Source organism: Paenibacillus sacheonensis, assembly GCF_009909195.1.
Classification (GTDB): domain Bacteria; phylum Bacillota; class Bacilli; order Paenibacillales; family Paenibacillaceae; genus Paenibacillus_Z; species Paenibacillus_Z sacheonensis.
The window spans coordinates 182,963-203,167 of the sequence record NZ_JAAAMU010000003.1; the positions used below are offsets into that span (position 1 = coordinate 182,963).

Below are 20,205 nucleotides of genomic sequence, written 5' to 3' on the forward strand. Positions count from 1 at the left end.
CATACATTTCCCCATAATGAAAGAAGCAAGAAGAACCGAATTAAGAGGAGGAGCATGACATGGGGGTTGTGAAAAGAAAGACTCTTTGGGGCTCGTTATCGCTTGGAATTACGCTCAGTCTCGCGCTTGCCGGCTGCGGCGGTAATACCGACAACAGCAATGCCGTCGTGAATCAGGGGACGAAGGATCCGGCATCTAACGCTGCAAATGCCGATAACGGTTCTGCCGCGACGGCATCCGATGATTTGAAACCGATTACCATTTCGGCTTTCATCGGCTCGCCGAACCAGCAGCCGACAGCGGACAATCGAATTTATAAAAAGATCCAGGACGAGCTGGGCGTGAAGCTCAACATGGAATTCCTGGTCGGAGACCTGCAGCAGAAGCTGGGCGTTATGATCGCAGGCGGGGAATATCCGGATCTGATTAGCGCAGATCCGAAGCTGGTAACGGCAAAAGCGGTTATTCCGCTCGAGGACTTGATCGATAAGTACGGGCCGCACCTGAAGGAGCACTACGCGGCGTATTGGAACCGAATGAAGGATTCCAGCGACGGCCATATTTACTGGCTGCCAAACTACGGCGCCTACACGGGCGAGACGCATAGCAATTCTTATTCGGGCCCGGCCTTCTGGATTCAGAAAAACATTCTCAAGGAAGCGGGCTACCCTACGCCGACAACGTTGGATGATTATTTTAAGCTGATCAGCGACTATGCGGAGAAGCATCCGACAATCGACGGCCAGCCGACGATCGGCTACACGACGCTGGCTTACGGCTGGCAGACGTTCGGGCTGCTCAACGCGCCGGAGCATCTAAGCGGCCATGCGAATGACGGCGGCGTCGTAGTCGACGATGGAGTCGCCAGCGTATTCGCTACGGCGGATATCGCGAAGACGTATTACAAGAAGCTCAACGACGTCTATAACCAAGGCTTGATGGACAAAGAAGCCTTCGTTCAAAACGCCGACCAATATAATGCGAAGATCTCGTCCGGCCGCGTGCTCGGCATGTTCGACCAGCACTGGAACTTCCAGGGGGCCGAGAATGAACTGGTCGCCCAAAACAAGATCGGCGAAACCTACGTCGGCTTCCCGCTGACTTACGACGGAGTCAAGGATCACTACCTCGACCGCGGCGTCATTAACTTGAACAACGGTTTCGGCATCAGTAAGGACGCCAAAGACCCGATTCGCATCATTAAGTTCCTCGACGCGCAGCTGGACGAGAAGTGGCAGAAGATTTTGCAGTGGGGAGAAGAAGGCGTCGACTACCAGGTTGACGAGAACGGCAAGTTCTTCCGCACGCCGGAGCAGCGCAAGCAGCAGGAAGATCCGGCTTGGAAGCTGGCTAACAAAGCCGAGGCCTTGCTTGGTTATGCGCCGAAGATCGAGGGCACTTACAGCGACGGCAACGCTACGGATGCGGGCAGTCAGCCGGACGAGTTTTACGCTTCGCTTAAGCCGGAAGATAAAGAGCTGCTCGACGCTTACCATCATAAGACTTGGTCGGAGTTCTTCTCCCCGGCCCCGGAGAATCCGGTTTATTATCCGGCATGGCAGATCGACCTCATCGACGGATCCGATGCTTCGGTCGCGAACAAGCAAATGTCTGACGCTTCGCTTAAGTATCTGCCGAGGGCAATCATGTCCAAATCGGATAAATTCGATTCCGTCTGGCAGGACTACGTGAACGCGTACAAGAAAATCAACGTGAAAGCTTACGAAGATCGGATTAACGCGCAAATTCAGTGGCGGATCCAGAATTGGACCAGCAAATAAGTGAAGCAATGATAGGCTGCCGAAAGCATCGGCGAACCGCCGGTGCTTTCTTTTCTTTTCTTTTCGTACTACTTGCCGGAAGAAAGATAGGAGGAGAGAACGATGGCGAGCGCCCCGAAAGCCGTTTCATCCAAGACGGCCGTGATGACTGCCGCACCCAGATCGTCCCTATTGAAACGGATGCGCAGCCAGAAGCAGCTGATGATCATGTCGCTGCCCCTACTGCTTTATGTCCTTTTATTTAATTACTACCCCATTTGGGGATGGCTGCAGGCTTTTCAGGACTACAAGCCGGCGTTACCTTTTTCCCAGCAGGATTGGGTCGGTTTTAAGCAGTTCAAATTCCTTTTCAAAGACGATACGTTTCTGCTGGTTCTGCGCAACACAATCGGCATGAGCTTCATCAATCTCGTGCTCGGATTCGTTACGGCGATCGTGTTCGCCATTTTGCTTAATGAAATCAAGAGCAAGCTGCACAAGCGCACGATACAGACCATTTCCTATCTTCCGCATTTTCTGTCGTGGATTATCGTAACGGGCCTCGTTGCGAATGCGCTGTCCGTGGACGGCGGCATCGTCAACGTGGTGCTCATGAAGCTTGGATTCATTCACGAGCCGATCATGTGGCTCAGCAAGCCGCATTACTTCTGGGGAATTGTAGGCGCCTCCCATGTGTGGAAGGAAGTCGGATGGAATGCCATTATATACCTGGCGGCTATTACGTCCATCGATCCCTCGCTTTACGAAGCGGCGGAGATCGACGGGGCGAATCGATACAGGAAAATGCTCAACATCACGCTGCCGGGAATCAGGTCGATCGTCATTATTTTACTGATCATGAATCTCGGCTGGATTCTGGATGCCGGCTTCGAAGTGCAGTACCTGCTCGGCAACGGCGTCGTCGTCGACTGGTCGCAGACCATCGATATTTTCGTGCTGAAATACGGCCTGCAGATCGGCAACTACTCGCTTGCTACCGCAGCGGGCATATTTAAGAGCGTAGTCAGCATCACGCTAATCTTTGTGGCGAATACGATTGCCAAACGCTTCGGCGAAGATCGATTGATATGAGGAGGGCAAACCGATGAGAACGAGAACGCTTCGGCTGGAGCCGGTTGTCTTTCAATCGTTCAACGCGATCGTCATGATCGCGCTGGCAGTCATCACGCTGTATCCTTTTCTGAATACGCTGGCCGTTTCGTTTAATCCCGGCAACGATACGATCCGCGGCGGCATCTACTTATGGCCTCGCGTTTGGACCGATCAGAACTACAGGGCGGTGTTCGCGGGCGGAACGATCTATCATGCCTTCTGGGTATCGGTGGCGAGAACGCTCATCGCCACGGTGCTCAGCCTGTTCCTGACCTCCATGCTGGCCTATACGGTAAGCCGTAAGGAATATGTGTTCCGCAAGCCGGTTACGATCATCATCGTGATGACGATGTATTTTAATGCTGGACTTATTCCGTCGTATTTCTTGATCAAGGATTTGCATCTTCTGAACAGCTTCCTGGTTTATATCGTTCCAGGCCTGATCAGCGCGTTCAATATGATCGTCATTCGAACCTATATACAGACGCTGCCGGACGGGCTGATCGAATCGGCCAAAGTAGACGGCGCAGGAGATTTCCGGACGTTCTTCTCGATCATCATGCCGCTCTGCCAACCCGTGCTTGCTACCGTTGCGCTGTTCGTCGCGGTCGGGCAGTGGAACTCCTGGTTCGATACGTTCCTGTATGCGTCCTCCAAGCAAAGCTTGAGCACGCTTCAGTACGAGCTGATGAAGCTGCTGTCCTCCGCGTCGTTCTCGAACAGCAACCCGTCCGTAGCCAATGGGAACAATGCGAACGCCGCGCTTAACATGGTCACGCCGATATCGATCCGGGCGGCCATCACGATCGTCGCATCCGTCCCGATTCTCGTTGTGTATCCGTTCCTGCAGAAGTATTTCGTGCACGGCATGAATCTCGGCAGCGTGAAGGAATAGCTGCCGCTTCTTCCGTGCCGTTAACTGACGCTGCCGTGCGAATGTAAGACCTGCTCGGTCAGCTGGCGCAAGCTGGTTGGTCTTTTGCTCAGAAAGGGGATGGGAATACGTGTTTCTTGAATCGGCTCCGCCTGGTTATGACCAATATAGGGATGATGTTCCTCGCGGAAAAATGGCTGCGATCGAATATGAATCCGGCACGGTCGGCAGCAAACGTACATGCATGGTCTACACTCCTCCCGGATATACCGATGCGTCGCAGTACAATGTCTTGTACCTCTTGCATGGGATTGGAGGGGATGAGCTGGAATGGTATCATCATGCCGCTCCGCAGGTGATTCTCGATAATTTATATGCGGAAAGCAAGCTCGCCCCTATGATCGTCGTTCTGCCGAACGGCCGTGCAATGCCGAACGACAGGGCAGAGGGGAATGTATTCGATGCCGATAAAATAAAAGCATTCGAGACGTTCGAAGCCGATTTGATGAATGACTTGATTCCTTATGTGGAGTCGCGCTACCCGGTTCTAACGGGCCCGGAGAACCGAGCATTAGCCGGCTTATCGATGGGCGGCGGGCAGGCTTTGAACATTGGATTGAACCGTCTCCATTCATTTGCATGGATAGGGGCTTTCTCCCCCGCGCCGAATACGAAAGCTCCCGGGCTGCTTATCCCGCAGCCGGAGGAGACGACAGCAAGACTCAGGTTGCTTTGGTTGTCGTGCGGCGTCTTGGATGAACTGAAGCATGTGAGCGACAGAACGCATGCCTATCTGGCGGAGCTCCAAGTTCCTCACCTATGGTACGAGGAAAGCGGCGGTCATGATTGGCCCGTATGGAAAAACGATTTGTATCATTTCTCCCAGCTTGTCTTTCGATAGCTCTTTGCATCGAGTCCCGTCCGTATTCATGTACGAATCAAGTGGGAAGATCACGGCCCGTACGGGCCGTGATCTTTTTTGCCGTGATGTCTGATTTTGAAGCCGGTGACCTGCTGGAATGGAAAAAAGACGGGATTTGCATCTCGAATACAAACTGATAAAGTGAGATCAAGTCATATTTATCTTTAGGAGAAAAGAGTATGGGAGAATTTTTCGAACCCGGCAGCGAGCTTGTCGTCGATCTGCATGCCATGTCCAATCTTCATTTTTCCTTCCAGATTTACGGCATTCACTGGCGAAGCGTTCGACAAGGCTGGTCGTATGCCGAACACGAGCACCCGCTCCTGGAGCTTAATCTGGTGCTGGCGGGTACCCAAGTGACACGGGTTGGAGACAAGGAATATGTGCAGAGACCCGGGGATTTACTGCTTATACCGCCAGGGCGGGAGCATGCCAGCAGGTGCGAAGGGATAGACGGCATGACTTTTTTCTGCCTTCACTTGAACATAGACGATCACTTCATCATGGAGCCCTTCTATCATTTAACGGACTTGTTGAATCCCGGTCATTCTGACCTGACCGTGCGGCTTCGGCCGCTGCTGGACGATTTTATAGAAGAGGCTTCCAATCCGTCGGGCCTTTCCTCCACGTATCAACGAATCAGGATGAAAGCCAATGCCCTAAGCCTGATAACGGCGCTAAGCGAAATGCTCCTTCGCGACGGGAGCGGGTTCGTGGACAGGGAGTTTAGCGATGCGGAAAGGAGAACGATGCTGGGGGCGGTCAAGATGAGGGAGCAGACGCTGATGGAAAAGCGCGTGCAGGATCTCTTCTACGGAACGCTGGGTGCGGAGGCGTCGAAAATCTATGAAGCGCTGCTCCCCTCGTACCGCTGGATTAGCGTCTGTTCGATCTCCAGGCGGGATACCCTTTACTGGGATAATAGGCATCGGGCATCCGCCGGGTCGTTGTTGGAGGAAGTCTTGTCCTCGCTGGGCTCGGTCGTGATTATCGACGATCTATTGTTGACGGCCGTCGTGTTCTCCGATCGAATATCGGTCCCGCCCGTTGAGCAGAAGATGCTGGAAGCGGAGAAGCGCCTGCAAAAGAATGTGGACCCTAATCTTCGTTTGGGCTTCGGAGGCATAACCTCGGACTTGCGAGAGGTCGGCTCCATGTACGAGCAGAGCCTGATGGCATTCTCGGCCGATTCACTGGATCCGGCTTCGGAATGTCGAACGATAGAGTTCGTGAATCGAATTATCCGGTTCGCGATGAACCGGCTCGAAACCGAATACGCGAACAAGGACTTCTCGCTCGGCTTGCTGGCCGAGTCGCTGGATGTCTCCCCCAACTATTTAAGCGCGTTGTTCACAACGGAGACGGGCATGACCTTCACGCAGCACCTGACTCGTATTCGGATGGAGCACGCGAAACGCCTCTTGAACGAAACGCGATTAAAAATTTACCAAATATGCCAAGAGGTCGGGTATTCGGATCAAGCCTATTTTAGTCGGCTCTTTAAATCGCTGGAAGGAAGGAGTCCGTTCAATTATCGGGAACATTCTAGAATTCCGGGCGATAACGACTAAACGTAGCTAAGTACAAAAAATGATAAATTCCTTGCCTGTTCTCCCTTGCTACGGCGGTGATATAACTAAGGTGAACTACCGGTCTGTCCTGGAATTCAAGCAAAACGAGATAAAAAGGCTTCTCTTCGAAAGAGGAGCCTTTGTTTCATAAGAAGGATCGAAGACGATCGTACAATCGCGTTCTACCCTACAGAATGGATGGTGAATAAAATGAACGTGGCGGCAGGACGCAAGAGGCTCTGGTACAAGCAGCCGGCCAAGGATTGGAACGAAGCGCTGCCCCTTGGAAACGGACGGTTGGGAGCGATGGTGTTCGGAGACGCGAATAACGAACGACTTCAATTGAACGAGGATTCCTTGTGGTACGGGGGACCGAGGGATCGCAACAATCGGGATGCGCTTCCGAATCTTCCTAAGATCAGGGAGCTGATACTGGCCGGAAAGGTTCGCAAAGCCGAGGAGCTGGCCTGCATGGCGTTGACGGGCATTCCTGAAACGCAGCGGCATTATGTGCCCCTGGGCGATCTGCAGCTTCGCTTCGCTTCATCCGGTTCTGACCCTTCGGCGTACAGCAGGGAGTTGGATTTGGAGAGCGGCGTAATGACCGTCTCCTATCGGCGGGATGGAGTGCGCTTTACCCGCGAAATGTTCGCGAGTTATCCAGATCAAGTCATCGTCGTCCGGCTAACGGCAGATCAGCCAGGGAAGCTGACGTTCCGCGCAAGATGGGACCGCCAGCAGTGGCGGTACGTGGACAGGATCGAACCGTGGGGAACCGATGGATTGGTCATGTCGGGCGAGGGCGGAGGCGAGAACGGGGTCGCATTCCGCGCCGTATTGAAGGCCGTTGCAAAGGGCGGAAGCTGCCGCACCGTCGGGGAATATGTTCTGGTGGATCAGGCGGAGGAGGTTACCTTGCTTATCGCGGCCGACACGACGTTCCGTTCGGTTAATCCGGAGCGATCCTGCAAAGCCGTCATCGATCGGGCAGCGCGGAAGCCGTACGCTGAACTGCTCGGTCGGCATATGGCGGATTATCGTTCTTGCTTCGCGCGCGTGGAGCTGGAACTCGAGGGCCCGAATAAGGACCGGGACGAGTTAGCAACGGACGAGAGATTGGCTGATTACCGACATGGACAAGAAGATCCGGGACTGGTGTCCTTATACTTTCAATTCGGGCGTTATCTTCTTATCTCGTCAAGTCGTCCGGGGACGCTGCCGGCGAATCTTCAGGGAATCTGGAATCCCCACTTCTTGCCGCCATGGGACAGTAAGTTTACGATCAATATCAATACGCAAATGAATTACTGGCTTGCCGAAAATTGCAATTTGGCGGAGTGTCACCTTCCTTTGTTCGAATTGATCGAGCGAATGCGGGAGCCGGGAAGAACGACGGCGGCGATCATGTACGGGTGCCGCGGGTTTACCGCACATCATAACACGGATCTATGGGCGGATACGGCTCCTCAGGATGGGTGGCCGCCATCGACGTTCTGGCCGCTTGGGGCCGCTTGGCTGTGTCTTCATCTTTGGGACCATTACGACTTCGGCAGAGACGAGGCGTTTCTGGCTCAGGCTTATCCGACAATGAAAGAAGCGGCCCGATTTTTGCTGGATTACCTCATTGAAGGGGAGGACGGGCAGCTGATCACTTGTCCTTCGATATCCCCGGAGAACGCTTACTTGCTCGATAGCGGCAAAGCCGAGGTATTATGCGCGGGAGCTTCGATGGACTTCCAAATCATTCGCGCCTTGTTCAACGCTTGCATGCAAAGCGCCGGCATCCTTGGGATCGACGAGGCGTTTACCGGGGAGGTGGCAATCGCCATGAGCAGGCTCCCGCAACCGGCGATCGGCAGACACGGCCAGATTCAGGAGTGGATGGAAGATTACGAAGAAGCGGAGCCTGGGCATCGGCACATCTCCCACTTGTTCGGATTGTATCCCGGAGAGCAGTTCACGCCGGAGAAGACGCCGGAGCTGGCGGCGGCCGCTCGGGTCACCCTCGAGAGGCGGCTGGCTCACGGCGGCGGACATACCGGATGGAGCCGAGCCTGGATCATCAACTTCTGGGCGCGCCTGAGGGATGCGGACAAGGCCCGCGAGAACGTGAAAGCGCTGCTTAGCCATTCCACGCTACCGAACCTGCTGGATAATCATCCGCCGTTCCAGATCGACGGGAATTTCGGCGGCACGGCAGGCATCGCGGAAATGCTGCTGCAAAGCCATTCGGGCGTGCTCGATCTGCTTCCCGCCTGGCCGGCTGCTTGGGGAGACGGGCATGTGCGCGGCCTTCGGGCTCGAGGCGGTTACACGGTTGACATGGCCTGGGCGCAAGGACGGCTGCAGCGCATCGTCATCTACGCGGCACAAACCGGAATCTGCCGCATCCGGGGGATTGGAGAGAACATCATTGAGAAGTTCATGGAGGCTGGGCAAAGCCTTGCGTCATCGTTCCCTTTCGAGGAACTCGTCGCGTCCAAGTCATGAATGGAATGCGTTTGACGCATATCCTGATCAGCTTTGCCGTGAACCGACCTAAATCATATCGACTCACAGCCTGCCGGTTCTATATCCGGCAGGCTGTTATGTTGAGAGCGGGCATGCGGCCCTTGGTTAAGCTTCTTAGCTTGATTGTATTTGCTGCTCGGAATACAGGCGATTAAATGGAAAATGGCAGCCGAAAGCGGCTGCCTTTTCTTTATATTTTTTATCGTCTTAAAATCTAGCAACATTTTGTGAGCGTTATCGTTTATACGAGCCGCAATTCGGCAACTCTAGTAGTATACCAAGCGTTATGAAAGGAGTTTTTATCCATGAAATGCATCAACTGCAGCTCGATCGATATCGGAAAGATCGGTCCTCATCAGTATTTCTGTTGGAATTGTTGTATCGAGATGAACGTCGTCGGCGAGAAGCTCGACGTGTATCAGGTGGAAAAGGATGGGTCGCTTAGTTCGTTGAATGACTTGTTCGTGACGGAAGAGGTCGCGAACCCTCAGGAAACGGAAATGGAAGTGTATGCTGACAGACATTAGCGGTTATCGAGATAGGTCCCGCGGATGCGAAACCGCGAGCCCTCGGTTTAATGTCGCCAGTCGTCATCGATGCGATAAAGGATTGCTAGGATCGATCTTCTAATGGTAGATTGATCATGAGAAGACGAATCCATACATCCTTATGTTGACGATACAGAGGCTGACAGGCGGCGAATGCCTTGCGTGGCAGACATGCCATGACCGGGCACGTGCCGCAGAGGCGCTCCGACCGAAGGCGGGACGAGATGAATTATACGGATATCCGGCTTGAACACGGCTTCATGGCCGAGGAGAAGATCGCGTCGCTGACGGAGCATGAGCTGCACACCCATGACGCGCTGGAAATCAACATTCCGCTGGAGAACAGCATTCGCTGCACGCTGCTCGGCGGCAATTATGACGCCGTGCCCGGGGACGTGTTCTTGTTTCGTCCCTACGAGCCGCATTGGAACCTGATCCAGGAAGGGAACGAGCCGGCACGCTGGATCATGCTGCTATTCTCGCCGGCTGTCGCCGCTCAGCTGCCGGGCGGCAGCAAGCTGCTGCTGCCGTTCTATCGCATGGACGTGCCCCCGCTTATCCCGGCCGATTCGCCGCAGGCCCAGGAGATCGGAAGGCTGGCGCTTACGCTGGTGGAAGAGGAGAAGACTCGTCAGCCGGCCTGGGAGCTGCAGCAATTTACGGCGCTGCTTCAGATTCTCGTCCAGCTGCACCGGTTCTATGAAGCGTACGAGTCGATGCAGCCGGGGAACGGCATGGATGCCGCCGATATCGTTCGTTCGGTCGAGTACATGATCGCTTGCGGAACGGACGAGGCCGATATGGAGGAAGCGATACGGCTGTCGGGCTGCGGGAAGACTCGGTTTTATGGCAAATTCAAAGAATTGACGGGGGTAACTCCGCACGATTTCCTGATCCGGCTGCGTCTGCAGCATGCCAGCCATCGGCTGCGCATGACGGATGACCCCATCGTGCGGATCGCCCATGACTGCGGTTTCGGCTCCTCCAGCTACTTCAATAATCGCTTCAAAGCATTCTACGGCATCACGCCGCGCCAATTCCGCAAACATGGAAGCCGCGTGCCGGAGCAAGTCTGATACGGAGATCTGGAAACCGGGCGTACATAAAAGAAGAAGAACCTTGGGCCTCCCATGTTTAAAAAAAGAGCCTTGCGCCTCCCATGCGGGAGCGCAAGGCTCTTCGATCTTCCGGGCGGGCGCCGTTCGGCAAGGAACGGCTAGGTCCGCAGGCCGGACAGCATCGCCCTGTCGTCGATCGGCTTCCCGGTCCGCGCATAGCGGCAGCTGGCCGCTCCCGCTTGGAAGGCGAAGGCCCGGCGCGGACGATCGGTATGGTTTTGCTTGCTGTGATGCAGCGTCTCCCGATGGAAGAAGACGGCATCGCCCGGAGACATCGGACGGCAAGGCATGGCGTTCGCCGGTTCCGCGGCGCGCCGATGCGCGTGCCCCGGCCCGTTCAGGTCGGGCTGCCGGCCGAGAAGGTGGGAGCCCGGCGCCAGCCACAGGCCGGCGTTGGACTCGTTGATGGCATCGAGAGCGATAAAGCCGTTCAGCATATGGCCCAGCACATGCGTATACTGATTGTCCTGATGCCATTCGAGGCCGGTGCCGTGCGGTTCCACGACAGCGAACATTCCGAGCCACAGCCGCACCTTGTCTCCGAGGATGCGCTCCAGGATGCCGACGATACGAGGATCGGTCAGCATGGCGATCGTGACGGGATACTCGGCTTGATCGTCTTGGAGGCTGATTCCCCGGCTTCGCCATTGGCCGTCCCCCGGCCCGTTCGCAAACCTCTCGTTCTCCTTGTTGAGCGCCTCGACCGTTTCCGGGCGAAGAAAGCCCGGCGCGTAGAAATACCCTTCTCTGTAAAATTGCTCGATTAGCTCTTCCGTTAATTGAAACGCCGCTGCGTTTGCCATGTTTCGTACGCCTCCGTTTACGTTGAGATTTCTGCTCCAGTATAAGGCGGCGACGCCGGCCGATCTTGCGGCTTATGCCTTGGGAAATAGCAATTTTGTTCACGGGCGGCCGGCACGCGCGAAAAGCTTCGTCGCTGAGCGGATAATCGGGCTAATGCTTATATTCATCCGCATTCAGGTGCAGCGGAATGGGGTGCGAGCATTTGACATCCCGCATTCTTTGCGTTATACCTAAGTTGTATGTACACCGAACGAACAAGGGGGATGCATGATGGATAATCCGATGCTAGACGCTCCGGGCGGACAGGCTGACGAGTCGTTCCTTCGAAATTGCCTGTTCTTCAACGCCAACCGGCTGAGCCGCGCCGTCACGAAGCTGGCCGAAGAGCATTTCGCCCAGACGGGGCTCTCGCCGATGTACGGGTATTTGATCCGAATCGTGAACGGCTCGCCGGGAATCACGCAGAAACTGCTCGCGGAGAAGCTGTATATTACGCCTTCGACGCTGACGCGGTTTATCGATAAATTGGAAACGAAGAAGCTTGTCGAACGAAAAGTGCAAGGAAAGACCGTGCTCGTATACCCGACGGAGAAGGGGTTGGCGCTGGAGAATCAAATTCGCGACGCCTCCAAATCGTTCAAAGCGGCGTACGAGGAGCTGATCGGCCAAGCGGCGGCGGTCATGCTGTCGGCCGAGATCGAGAAGTCGAGCGCGCTGCTCGAAGAACACTGACCGACGTGCTGCCATGATCATGTTCTGATCGAAACCTAAGCCCGGCATTGCATGGCAATGCCGGGTTTGTTATGCCGTCCGCGCCTTGCGGAGCAAATGGCCAACGACGACGTCCCGGGCAAAAAGAACGTTCCGAAGATGGGGATTGACAAAGTCAATGTCTCAGTTTTATATTAGTTGTACATACAAAATATAAATACGCGTTGTCTCTTACCGAGCATCGCAAATCGCAAATCCAAAACGAGGCAGGTGTACATCCATGAAATCATCCGTTCCTACGGCATCCCGGTTTTATTACGGCTGGATTGTCGTGTTCGTGGCTTTTCTTGCATTGCTTGTAACCGCCGGCATCCGGTCGATGTCGAGCATATTGATGGTGCCGTTCGAAACGGAGTTCGGATGGGATAGAAGCAGCATATCCGGCGTCATCTCGGTCGGTATCTTCCTCTACGGGCTGGTTGGACCTTTCTCGGCTGCGCTGCTGGCGAAGTTCGGCATCCGCAGAATGATGGTCATCTCGCTGGCCGTGCTGGCGGCCTCGCTCGTGCTGACGCCGCAGATGACGAGTCTGTGGCAGTACCAGCTGCTCTGGGGGATCGTATCCGGCCTCGCAACGGGCATGATGGCGAACGTGCTCGGCGTGACCGTCGCGAGCCGCTGGTTCGTAAAGCGCAGAGGCTTGGTCGTCGGCATGCTGACCGCCAGCGCCGCCACCGGGCAGCTGCTGTTTCTGCCGATCCTTGCGCGCATCACGGTGCATGAAGGCTGGCGGCACGCCGCTTACGTGTCTGCAGCCGTCGCGTTAGCGCTGCTTGTCGTCGTTGCGGTCTTCATGCGCAACCACCCCTATGACGTTGGCGCGGCCGCGTACGGAGAGAGCACGCCGACGAAGCCGGAGCCGTTCCGGGGCAGCATCTTCCTGATGCCGCTCCTCACGCTCCGCGATGCCATGAAGAGCGGCACGTTCTGGCTGCTGGCCGGCACGTTCTTCTTCTGCGGCTTCTCGACGAACGGCCTGATCGGCACGCATCTGATTGCCGCTTGCGGCGACCATGGCATTCAGGAAGTGACGGCCGCAGGGCTGCTCGCGTTCATGGGCATCTTCGATCTCGTCGGCACGACCATGTCGGGCTGGTTCACGGACCGGTTCGACGCGCGCAAGCTGCTCTTCTGGTACTACGGCCTGCGAGGGCTGTCCTTGCTCTTCCTGCCGTATGCGTTCGATGCGACGCCTGCGATGCTCGTCGTCTTCTCCGTTTTCTACGGTCTGGATTGGATCGCGACCGTGCCGCCGACGGTCAAGCTCGCCGCGCAAACGTTCGGCAAGGAACGCGCGGCCATGGTGTTCGGCTGGGTCGTCGTCTTTCATCAGATCGGCGCGTCGACCGCTGCCTACGGGGCAGGATTGGTACGGCAATGGACCGGCACGTATACGTCGATATTCGTGACGGCGGGGTTCATCTGCCTCCTGGCGGCGCTCATGGCGCTTCGGATCGCGAAGCAAGCCGCAGCGGCGCGGGCATAAGGACGACAGAATCCGTTTGTCACAAAATCGATCGCAGCGTCGTTATATCTGGAGTTGTTCGGTAATTTTAAGATAACGATTCCAGGAAAGAGAGGCACTGTGATGACGCAACGCATCAATTTCGCCCAACGATCGCCGGATCTTTTCAAGAAATTTTTGGCCTTTACCAACGCGCTGGGTAAAAGCTCGATTGAGGAGGGCATTCTCCATCTCGTTTCGATCCGAATTTCGCAATTGAACGGCTGTGATTTCTGCCTGGACATGCACGTCAAGCAAGCTGCGATCTATGGCGAGAACGAACAGCGCCTCGATCAGATTGCCGGTTGGCGGGAATCTGCGCTGTTTACGCCGCGCGAACGCGCCGCGCTGACATGGACCGACATCCTGACCCGTCTGCCCGATCAAGGCGTGCCTGACGAAGTCTATGATCGCGTACGCGAGGAGCTGTCCGAACAAGAGATCGCGGACTTGAGCTTCCTGATCGTTTCCGTCAACGGATGGGACCGCATAAACATCGGCTTCAAGACGGAATCGGGGCGTTCGACGCGAAATGAAGCAAGCACTTGGCCGATGTGATGAATCTGGCGACAAGAATAGCATTCCTCCATGGGGCCGCGTAATTCGCGGCCTTTTTTGCATTGCGGTTCATGACCTGCGGGGCTTGGGGCAAGCCGGCTCGCTAACTACAAAACGAATGCCGAGCAGCGAGCGCGGCACCTGCTGTCACACATTGGCGCCCTAGATCGTTTAACTAGTGATCAGTCATCTTAGAAAGGAGCAGCATACCATGAAAGGTAATGCCTATTACTGGCGCAAGCTTCACTCGCTGTTCGGCGTCATTCCTCTCGGGGGATTCATTCTCGTGCACGTATCGATCAACTTTCAGGCGTTCGAACGCGGGCCGGAAGGGTTCGCGACCTACGTGAAATTCATTAACAGTCTGCCGCTTAAGCCGCTGCTGGAGATTTTAGGGATCTATTTGCCGATCCTATTCCATGGCGTTTATGGCTTGTACATGGCCTACCGGTCCAATATGAACGCCGGGCAATACGCGTACGGCCGCAACTGGGCGTTTATTTTGCAGCGCATGACGGGCGTCGTGACGTTTATTTTCGTGTTCTGGCATTTCTTCAACACGCGGCTTCAAGTGTACATGGGTACGATCACGCACGAGGATCTTGGTTCGACGATGCATCGGATTGCCTCGAATCCGGCGTACTTCATTCTTTATGTCATCGGCGTCTTGTCGGCTGTTTTCCACTTCAGCAACGGTCTCTGGGCGTTCCTGATCAGCTGGGGCGTGACGATCTCGCCGCGATCGCAGAAAATCTCTTCTTATGTCTGCATGGGGATATTCGCGGTCGTTTCCCTGCTGTTCATTCTGTCGCTCGTTGCGTTTACCGGGGAAGAATTCAGCGCATAGAAAGGAATGCGGTCATCATCGGATCCGCGAAAGCGCGGGGACTGGGGAAACGCAGCGTAATCTTCTTCCATGCGCTGACTAACGGCTGCCCTACGGCTGCCGCAAGCAAGCACGAAACAAAGAGAAACCCGCGTCCATGACGCGGGTTTCTTCGTATGGCCGCAGCTGCGCGGATTAGGGTTCCAATATGCCTTTTGCGACATCGGCGATGCGATAAAGCTTTTCTTTGCCGGCCATACTACGAGTAAGCACGCGAAGACCGAGCAGGCTGGCGTGCAGGCTCTCGGCGAGAATCGCCGCGTCGTGCTTCGACGTGAACTCGCCGGTCTGCTGCCCCTTGCGAACGACGTCCGCGATGACGTGTTCCCATTCGGCGAAGCTTTCGTTTACGAACGTTTCAGCCTCGGGATCCCGGGAAGCCAGCTCTACCGCCATATTCACGAGCATGCAGCCCGCAGGGCTGTCTTCGCCCATGCCGCGGATGACGAAGTCGAATATAAAATCGATGGCCTGCTTGGCGGTAGCGTCGCGGATGCCCGGGCCTAGTTGGCTGTTGGCCAGATCGCCGTAACGATGGATGGCCATGAGATAGAGTTTATGCTTATCGCCGAACGTATCGTACAGGCTTCGGCGATGAATGCCCATATGTTCGACAAGATCATTGATCGACGTTTTCTCGTAGCCCTGCTCCCAGAACAGCCGCATGGCCTTCAGCAGGACGGCATCTTCTTCGAATTCCTTCGTTCTAGCCATAGTACGGCCCCCTTCGGTTTGATCTTATCATAATGAGAACAATCGGTAAATAATTCGGCAAGCCGACGAAAATAATTCTTTACTGATCGTTCTCAATAGGGTATGATGGGTTTGCGGATAATTAGAATGGTCGTTCTCAAATAAATCGGCAGTCATCGGCACCGATCGGCCGACTGCTCGCACGATGGCGAAAAACCGGCATTCCGCTCGTCGCGGGATGCATGTCCGCCTGGATTAGCCATTCCATTCATTCCAAATACACAGCGAAGGAGCAATTATAATGACAACATTCCATGGGAATCTCGAAGGGAAAGTCGCTTTCATCACCGGAGGGAACCGCGGTATCGGCCTGCAAACCGCACGCGATCTGGGCAAGCTCGGCGCTCAAGTCGTCATCGGGTCGCGCGATGCGGAGAAGGGCAAGGCCGCGGCGGAATCCCTCGCATCCGAGGGTATTCGCGCGGAGAGCATCCAATTCGACGTGCTGCGGGCCGAAGACCGTCAGGCGGCTTTCGACTATTTTGAACAACGGCACGGCAAGCTCGATATCTTGATCAACAACGCCGGCGTGCAAAAAGAAGTCGAGCATCTGATGCCGATGAACGAGACTAGCACCGTGCCGCCCGCCATCCTGCGCGAGACCTTCGACGCGAATTTCTTCACGCTTGTCGAATTGACGCAGCTTCTGCTGCCGTTGATCCGCCGGGCGCCCGCGGGCCGAATCGTCAATCTCTCCAGCGTGCTGGGCTCGCTGTCGCTGCATGCCGATCCCTCGGCTCAGATTTACGGCGTGAAGGTCTTTGCCTACGACGCGTCCAAAGCGGCCGTGAATATGTTCACGATCCATCTTGCGCACGAGCTCAGGGACACGCCGATTAAAGTCAACTCCGCTCACCCGGGCTGGGTGAGAACAGAAATCGGCGGCAAATTCGCCGATCTCGACGTGTCGGAGAGCAGCAAGACCAGCGTGATGCTGGCTACGCTGCCCGATGACGGCCCGTCCGGCCAATTCTTCTACTTGGACAATCAGCTGCCTTGGTAAGCCAAACGAATTGAATAGGGCAGCGACGATTCGTCGTGCGACTCGAGATGGCCTCTGATCCGATCAGGGGCCATCTTCTAGTATGCGCGGATTGTTCTCAGCCGAGCCTCAACGACAACGCTGCACATGCTGTAACTGCCTGGGCGGATCGAGTAAGTACTTCAGCGGATCGCTGGAGGTGCAGCAAAACTTGACGAAATTCACCGCGCGGGAATTGTCGAGGTATGATAAATAAAAACGTGACTGATATGCATATCGAAAAGAAGGAACATTTTTTTCCGTGCAGAAGCTTATTATAGAACATAAAGAAAACGCTTACAAAAGGTGGGGACGCTGAAGCGCATATTCTCATAATGTTGGAGGGTGATGAGGTGCATACCTATCAAGCAGCTGATTGCGTACGCCAAGATGAGAAAGTAGCTCTATGGAAAATAGCCAACCACGAGCATGAGCCCGAGCATACCCACAGTTTTGTCGAGCTTGTCTATATCCTGCACGGTTCCGGCATTCACCGTATCAACGATCAAAGCTACAACGTCAGGCGCGGCGATTTATTGTGGATGAACGTCGGGGACCGCCATTCCTTCTATGCCGGGCAGGACATGCATTACATGAATATTTGCATTGTGCCTGACTTGTTGAACGAACACTTATCCTCGCTCGAGCCGAACCAAGGCTTTTTCTCGCAGCGGTTGTTCCAAGAATTCCGGCAAGCCTTGCAGCGTTCGTTCCACCACATCCGGTTTCAAGGCCGGTCGCTCCTGGAGCTGGAGGCGCTTCTCGAATCGATGTATAACGAGTATGTATCCAAGAAAATCGGCTATTGCGCCATGCTGTGCGGCTATACGATGCTGCTGCTGGCTTCCGCCTTCCGCAAAATGCAGGACAATTTCGAACAGGAAACGGGAGTCGATTTCCAGGAATTGCTGCCCAAGCTTCTATCCTATATCGAGCAGCACTATGCTTCGCCGATCACGCTTCGGGACTTGGCCAAAGAAAGCTATTATTCGCCGCAGTACATCAGCAAGACGTTCAAAGCCTGCTGCGGTTATACGTTTACGGAATACGTGCAGGGCGTTCGTCTTCGCGAGGCGAAGCGCCTGCTGCTCGAATCCGGCGAATGCGTCGTTACGATCGGCAGAAGCGTCGGTTATGCCGATAAATCGCAATTTTACAGGTTGTTTAAGCAGTACTACGGGATTACGCCGCAGCAGCTGAGAGAACAAGCGTCACGTTTATGAACCGCTGCGTACTCGTCGTCCGGAGTCTTGTCGAAAAGTCCCATTTGGGACTTTTTTTGTTTGTCCGCGGTCGAAAGTTCGCCGTTCTTGTCACGGAGTAGACGATCTTTGCTTGTTGTCCCTTTGCCGTTGAATTGTTTGGCATCCCACATAATAATGATGGTGAGTCCAAAAAACTCAAAGACAAACAAACAAAAACGTTGGAGGGTTGTGCATGAAGGTAAGGAGAAGGTTTCTGGCAGCAGTTCTTGTAACCGCTCTCATTTTGACCGCCGCTCTAACCGCTTGCGATGACGGATCGAATTCCAATTCCAAATCGACCTCGTCGAACACGGACAACAAGTCTGATTCCTCTTCATCGAACGATGCGAACACGGCCAAGAACGATGCAAACGAACCGGCGAAGTCCGGGAACGCGAACGACGGCGCAGCGAGCGCGGCGGATGGGCAGATCGGCGAATTTCATCAGTCCGCCGCCCTGGACGGAAAGAACCTGCCGGACGTGAAAGACCGCCTGCCCGCCGATTACAAGATTACGAACGAGATGGACGAGAATCAGCTGAAGTACGAAATCGGCTCCTACGGCGGCACGCTCCGCACGGTGACATCCGTGGCGAACTGGGATGCGGACGTATTCGTCATGGACAACGAACCGCTGCTCAATACGCCGAGTATTCTCGGCGAGAAAATCACCGGGAACGTCCTGAAGGATTATTTGCTCAGCGACGACCAGATGTCGATATCGTTTCAAATGCGCAAAGGACTGAAATGGTCCGACGGCGAGCCCGTGACGACGGAGGATATCCGCTTCACGGTCGAGGACGTGCTCATGAATCCGGAGCTGACGCCGATCTTCCCGCTGTACCTTCGTTCCGGCGGCGTGGCCGAAGGCGCTCCGATGAAGCTGGAAGTCTTGGATGACTACAACTTCAAACTGACGTTCGATCGGCCGTACGGCGGTCTCTTGATCCGCTTGGCGATTCAAGGCTGGCGCGGATATACGGAGCTGCTCAAGCCCGCTCACTATCTGAAGCAATTCCACACGAAGTACACGCCGCTTGCGACGATCGAGCCTGCAATCAAGGAAGCCGGGTTCAAACCGGGCGAGTGGGTCAATCTGTTCAACTTCAAGGATATTACGAACTGGAAGCTGAACCATTCGGAAGCGGTCGGCTTCCCCGTGCTCTATCCGTGGGTCATTACGAAAGCCACGCAGAGCATGACGACGTACGAACGTAACCCGTACTACTTCAAGGTCGATACGGCCGGCAACCAGCTGCCCTACATCGACAAGATCGAAAGCACGCTCGTCAACGACATCGAGATGGTCAGCCTCAAGACGATTGCCGGCGAAGTCGACTTCTCGCGGGAATCGGCAGCCCTCGTGAAGATGCCGCTGTACAAAGAGAACGAGAAGAACGGGTACAAGGCGGTGCTGAACAATATGCACGTCACGCCGACCGATATCTTCCTCAATCTGACGTACGATAACCCGACGTGGCAGAAGGTCGTCCAGGATGTCCGCTTCCGCAAAGCGCTCAACATGGCCATCGACCGCCAAGAGCTGATCGACACGATCTATTACGGCTTCGCGCAGCCTGGCAGCATCGAAGATCCGACGTTCGATCTCGATCAAGCGAACCAGCTTCTCGACGACATGGGCATGAAGAAGAATGCCGACGGCAAACGATTGGGTCCGGACGGCAAAGTATTCACCATTCCGTTCGAAGTCGGCGCGCAGGCGCCGGATATCGTACCGTACACCCAGCTGATCTCGGAAATGTGGAGAGCGCTGGGCCTGAACGTCACGATGAAGACGATCGACCAAACGCTGTGGGGTCAGCGGCAAACCGCGAACGACCTGCAGGCCACCGTCATCTGGACGCACACGCCGCTCTGGTACATGGGCGACTGGGGACAGGGTCAATGGGCGCCGGTATGGGATCAATGGCATTCGAGCTCGGGCAAGAACGGCAAGGAGCCGCCGGAAGACGTCAAGAAGCTGTACGCGAAGATCGACGAAGCGATGGCTTCGAAACCGGATGACGCCAAGCGCCTGATCGAAGAAGTGAAGCAAATGATGAAAGACAACGTGTATTACATGATCCCGCTGAGCGAAGTGAAACAGCCGCTGATCGTGAACGACAAGCTGGGCAACATCCCGACCGACAGCAGCTTCGCGATCGGAACCGACTTCAGCGGCGAGCAATTCTTCTTCAAGAAGTAAGGAAGCCGGCTAACCGGCAGCTCGCAGGGCCCAGCCGCGCC

17 protein-coding genes are annotated in these 20,205 nt (G+C 55.2%); 15 read left to right on the top strand and 2 right to left on the bottom strand.

Annotated features, from left to right (window positions below):
- Positions 1-59: 59 nt before the first annotated feature.
- The 8 genes from GT003_RS06425 (at position 60) to GT003_RS06460 (ending at position 10,375) form a co-directional block, all read left to right on the top strand.
- The gene (locus GT003_RS06425) at positions 60-1,781 is read left to right on the top strand and encodes a type 2 periplasmic-binding domain-containing protein (RefSeq protein ID WP_161695630.1); all 1,722 of its coding nucleotides are present in this window, start codon (positions 60-62) and stop codon (positions 1,779-1,781) included.
- A 144-nt stretch (positions 1,782-1,925) separates the two neighbouring features.
- Complete coding sequence (locus GT003_RS06430; RefSeq protein WP_239565877.1) at positions 1,926-2,852, top strand: ABC transporter permease; 927 nt, start codon at positions 1,926-1,928, stop codon at positions 2,850-2,852.
- Positions 2,853-2,865: 13 nt separating this feature from the next.
- Positions 2,866-3,768 carry a carbohydrate ABC transporter permease gene (locus GT003_RS06435; RefSeq protein ID WP_161695634.1) on the top strand — a complete coding sequence of 301 codons (903 nt, stop codon included), beginning with the start codon at positions 2,866-2,868 and terminating at the stop codon, positions 3,766-3,768.
- A gap of 109 nt (positions 3,769-3,877) precedes the next feature.
- On the top strand, positions 3,878-4,648 hold the full coding sequence (locus GT003_RS06440) for an alpha/beta hydrolase (protein ID WP_338045940.1): 771 nt from the start codon (positions 3,878-3,880) through the stop codon (positions 4,646-4,648).
- Between the two features lie 200 nt (positions 4,649-4,848).
- Positions 4,849-6,240 carry an AraC family transcriptional regulator gene (locus GT003_RS06445; RefSeq protein ID WP_161695636.1) on the top strand — a complete coding sequence of 464 codons (1,392 nt, stop codon included), beginning with the start codon at positions 4,849-4,851 and terminating at the stop codon, positions 6,238-6,240.
- 210 nt (positions 6,241-6,450) lie between these two features.
- Entirely contained in the window at positions 6,451-8,730 is a 2,280-nt protein-coding gene (locus GT003_RS06450; protein WP_204798910.1) for a glycoside hydrolase family 95 protein, read from the top strand.
- 326 nt (positions 8,731-9,056) lie between these two features.
- A complete protein-coding gene (locus GT003_RS06455) occupies positions 9,057-9,278 on the top strand; it encodes a hypothetical protein (protein ID WP_161695640.1) in 222 nt (73 codons plus the stop codon).
- A 245-nt stretch (positions 9,279-9,523) separates the two neighbouring features.
- Positions 9,524-10,375: a helix-turn-helix transcriptional regulator gene (locus GT003_RS06460; RefSeq protein ID WP_161695642.1), complete on the top strand. Its 852-nt coding sequence runs from the start codon at positions 9,524-9,526 to the stop codon at positions 10,373-10,375.
- Between the two features lie 140 nt (positions 10,376-10,515).
- Here GT003_RS06460 and GT003_RS06465 read toward each other — a convergent pair whose 3' ends face one another.
- Positions 10,516-11,220 (bottom strand): phytanoyl-CoA dioxygenase family protein, encoded by a 705-nt coding sequence (locus GT003_RS06465; protein ID WP_161695644.1) that lies wholly within the window; start codon positions 11,218-11,220, stop codon positions 10,516-10,518.
- Positions 11,221-11,491: 271 nt separating this feature from the next.
- On the opposite strand from GT003_RS06465, the gene GT003_RS06470 reads away from it, so the two are divergent.
- The 4 genes from GT003_RS06470 (at position 11,492) to GT003_RS06485 (ending at position 14,901) form a co-directional block, all read left to right on the top strand.
- Positions 11,492-11,953, top strand: a complete 462-nt coding sequence (locus GT003_RS06470) for a MarR family winged helix-turn-helix transcriptional regulator (RefSeq protein WP_239565859.1) — start codon at positions 11,492-11,494, stop codon at positions 11,951-11,953.
- Positions 11,954-12,212: 259 nt separating this feature from the next.
- Positions 12,213-13,478, top strand: a complete 1,266-nt coding sequence (locus tag GT003_RS06475; protein ID WP_161695648.1) for an MFS transporter — start codon at positions 12,213-12,215, stop codon at positions 13,476-13,478.
- A 102-nt stretch (positions 13,479-13,580) separates the two neighbouring features.
- Positions 13,581-14,054 carry a carboxymuconolactone decarboxylase family protein gene (locus GT003_RS06480; protein ID WP_161695650.1) on the top strand — a complete coding sequence of 158 codons (474 nt, stop codon included), beginning with the start codon at positions 13,581-13,583 and terminating at the stop codon, positions 14,052-14,054.
- A gap of 211 nt (positions 14,055-14,265) precedes the next feature.
- Positions 14,266-14,901 (top strand): succinate dehydrogenase cytochrome b558 subunit, encoded by a 636-nt coding sequence (locus GT003_RS06485; RefSeq protein ID WP_161695652.1) that lies wholly within the window; start codon positions 14,266-14,268, stop codon positions 14,899-14,901.
- A 174-nt stretch (positions 14,902-15,075) separates the two neighbouring features.
- On the opposite strand, the gene GT003_RS06490 is transcribed toward GT003_RS06485, so the two are convergent.
- Entirely contained in the window at positions 15,076-15,654 is a 579-nt protein-coding gene (locus GT003_RS06490; RefSeq protein ID WP_161695654.1) for a TetR/AcrR family transcriptional regulator, read from the bottom strand.
- A 280-nt stretch (positions 15,655-15,934) separates the two neighbouring features.
- Here GT003_RS06490 and GT003_RS06495 point away from each other — a divergent pair, with 280 nt between their 5' ends.
- The 3 genes from GT003_RS06495 (at position 15,935) to GT003_RS06505 (ending at position 20,164) form a co-directional block, all read left to right on the top strand.
- Positions 15,935-16,696: an SDR family oxidoreductase gene (locus GT003_RS06495; protein ID WP_161695656.1), complete on the top strand. Its 762-nt coding sequence runs from the start codon at positions 15,935-15,937 to the stop codon at positions 16,694-16,696.
- 371 nt (positions 16,697-17,067) lie between these two features.
- The gene (locus GT003_RS06500) at positions 17,068-17,937 is read left to right on the top strand and encodes a helix-turn-helix domain-containing protein (RefSeq protein ID WP_161695658.1); all 870 of its coding nucleotides are present in this window, start codon (positions 17,068-17,070) and stop codon (positions 17,935-17,937) included.
- 214 nt (positions 17,938-18,151) lie between these two features.
- Positions 18,152-20,164: an ABC transporter substrate-binding protein gene (locus GT003_RS06505; protein WP_161695660.1), complete on the top strand. Its 2,013-nt coding sequence runs from the start codon at positions 18,152-18,154 to the stop codon at positions 20,162-20,164.
- The last annotated feature ends 41 nt before the right edge of the window (positions 20,165-20,205 follow it).

What these genes read in the sequence shown, in the direction of transcription:
- GT003_RS06460 (WP_161695642.1), top strand. Translation starts at nt 9,524, where the DNA reads ATGAATTATACGGATATCCGGCTTGAACACGGCTTCATGGCCGAGGAG.
- GT003_RS06470 (WP_239565859.1), top strand. Translation starts at nt 11,492, where the DNA reads ATGGATAATCCGATGCTAGACGCTCCGGGCGGACAGGCTGACGAGTCG.
- GT003_RS06435 (WP_161695634.1), top strand. Translation starts at nt 2,866, where the DNA reads ATGAGAACGAGAACGCTTCGGCTGGAGCCGGTTGTCTTTCAATCGTTC.
- GT003_RS06480 (WP_161695650.1), top strand. Translation starts at nt 13,581, where the DNA reads ATGACGCAACGCATCAATTTCGCCCAACGATCGCCGGATCTTTTCAAG.
- GT003_RS06455 (WP_161695640.1), top strand. Translation starts at nt 9,057, where the DNA reads ATGAAATGCATCAACTGCAGCTCGATCGATATCGGAAAGATCGGTCCT.
- GT003_RS06475 (WP_161695648.1), top strand. Translation starts at nt 12,213, where the DNA reads ATGAAATCATCCGTTCCTACGGCATCCCGGTTTTATTACGGCTGGATT.
- GT003_RS06465 (WP_161695644.1), bottom strand. Translation starts at nt 11,220, where the DNA reads ATGGCAAACGCAGCGGCGTTTCAATTAACGGAAGAGCTAATCGAGCAA.
- GT003_RS06425 (WP_161695630.1), top strand. Translation starts at nt 60, where the DNA reads ATGGGGGTTGTGAAAAGAAAGACTCTTTGGGGCTCGTTATCGCTTGGA.
- GT003_RS06430 (WP_239565877.1), top strand. Translation starts at nt 1,926, where the DNA reads ATGACTGCCGCACCCAGATCGTCCCTATTGAAACGGATGCGCAGCCAG.
- GT003_RS06445 (WP_161695636.1), top strand. Translation starts at nt 4,849, where the DNA reads ATGGGAGAATTTTTCGAACCCGGCAGCGAGCTTGTCGTCGATCTGCAT.
- GT003_RS06485 (WP_161695652.1), top strand. Translation starts at nt 14,266, where the DNA reads ATGAAAGGTAATGCCTATTACTGGCGCAAGCTTCACTCGCTGTTCGGC.
- GT003_RS06490 (WP_161695654.1), bottom strand. Translation starts at nt 15,654, where the DNA reads ATGGCTAGAACGAAGGAATTCGAAGAAGATGCCGTCCTGCTGAAGGCC.
- GT003_RS06505 (WP_161695660.1), top strand. Translation starts at nt 18,152, where the DNA reads ATGAAGGTAAGGAGAAGGTTTCTGGCAGCAGTTCTTGTAACCGCTCTC.
- GT003_RS06450 (WP_204798910.1), top strand. Translation starts at nt 6,451, where the DNA reads ATGAACGTGGCGGCAGGACGCAAGAGGCTCTGGTACAAGCAGCCGGCC.
- GT003_RS06495 (WP_161695656.1), top strand. Translation starts at nt 15,935, where the DNA reads ATGACAACATTCCATGGGAATCTCGAAGGGAAAGTCGCTTTCATCACC.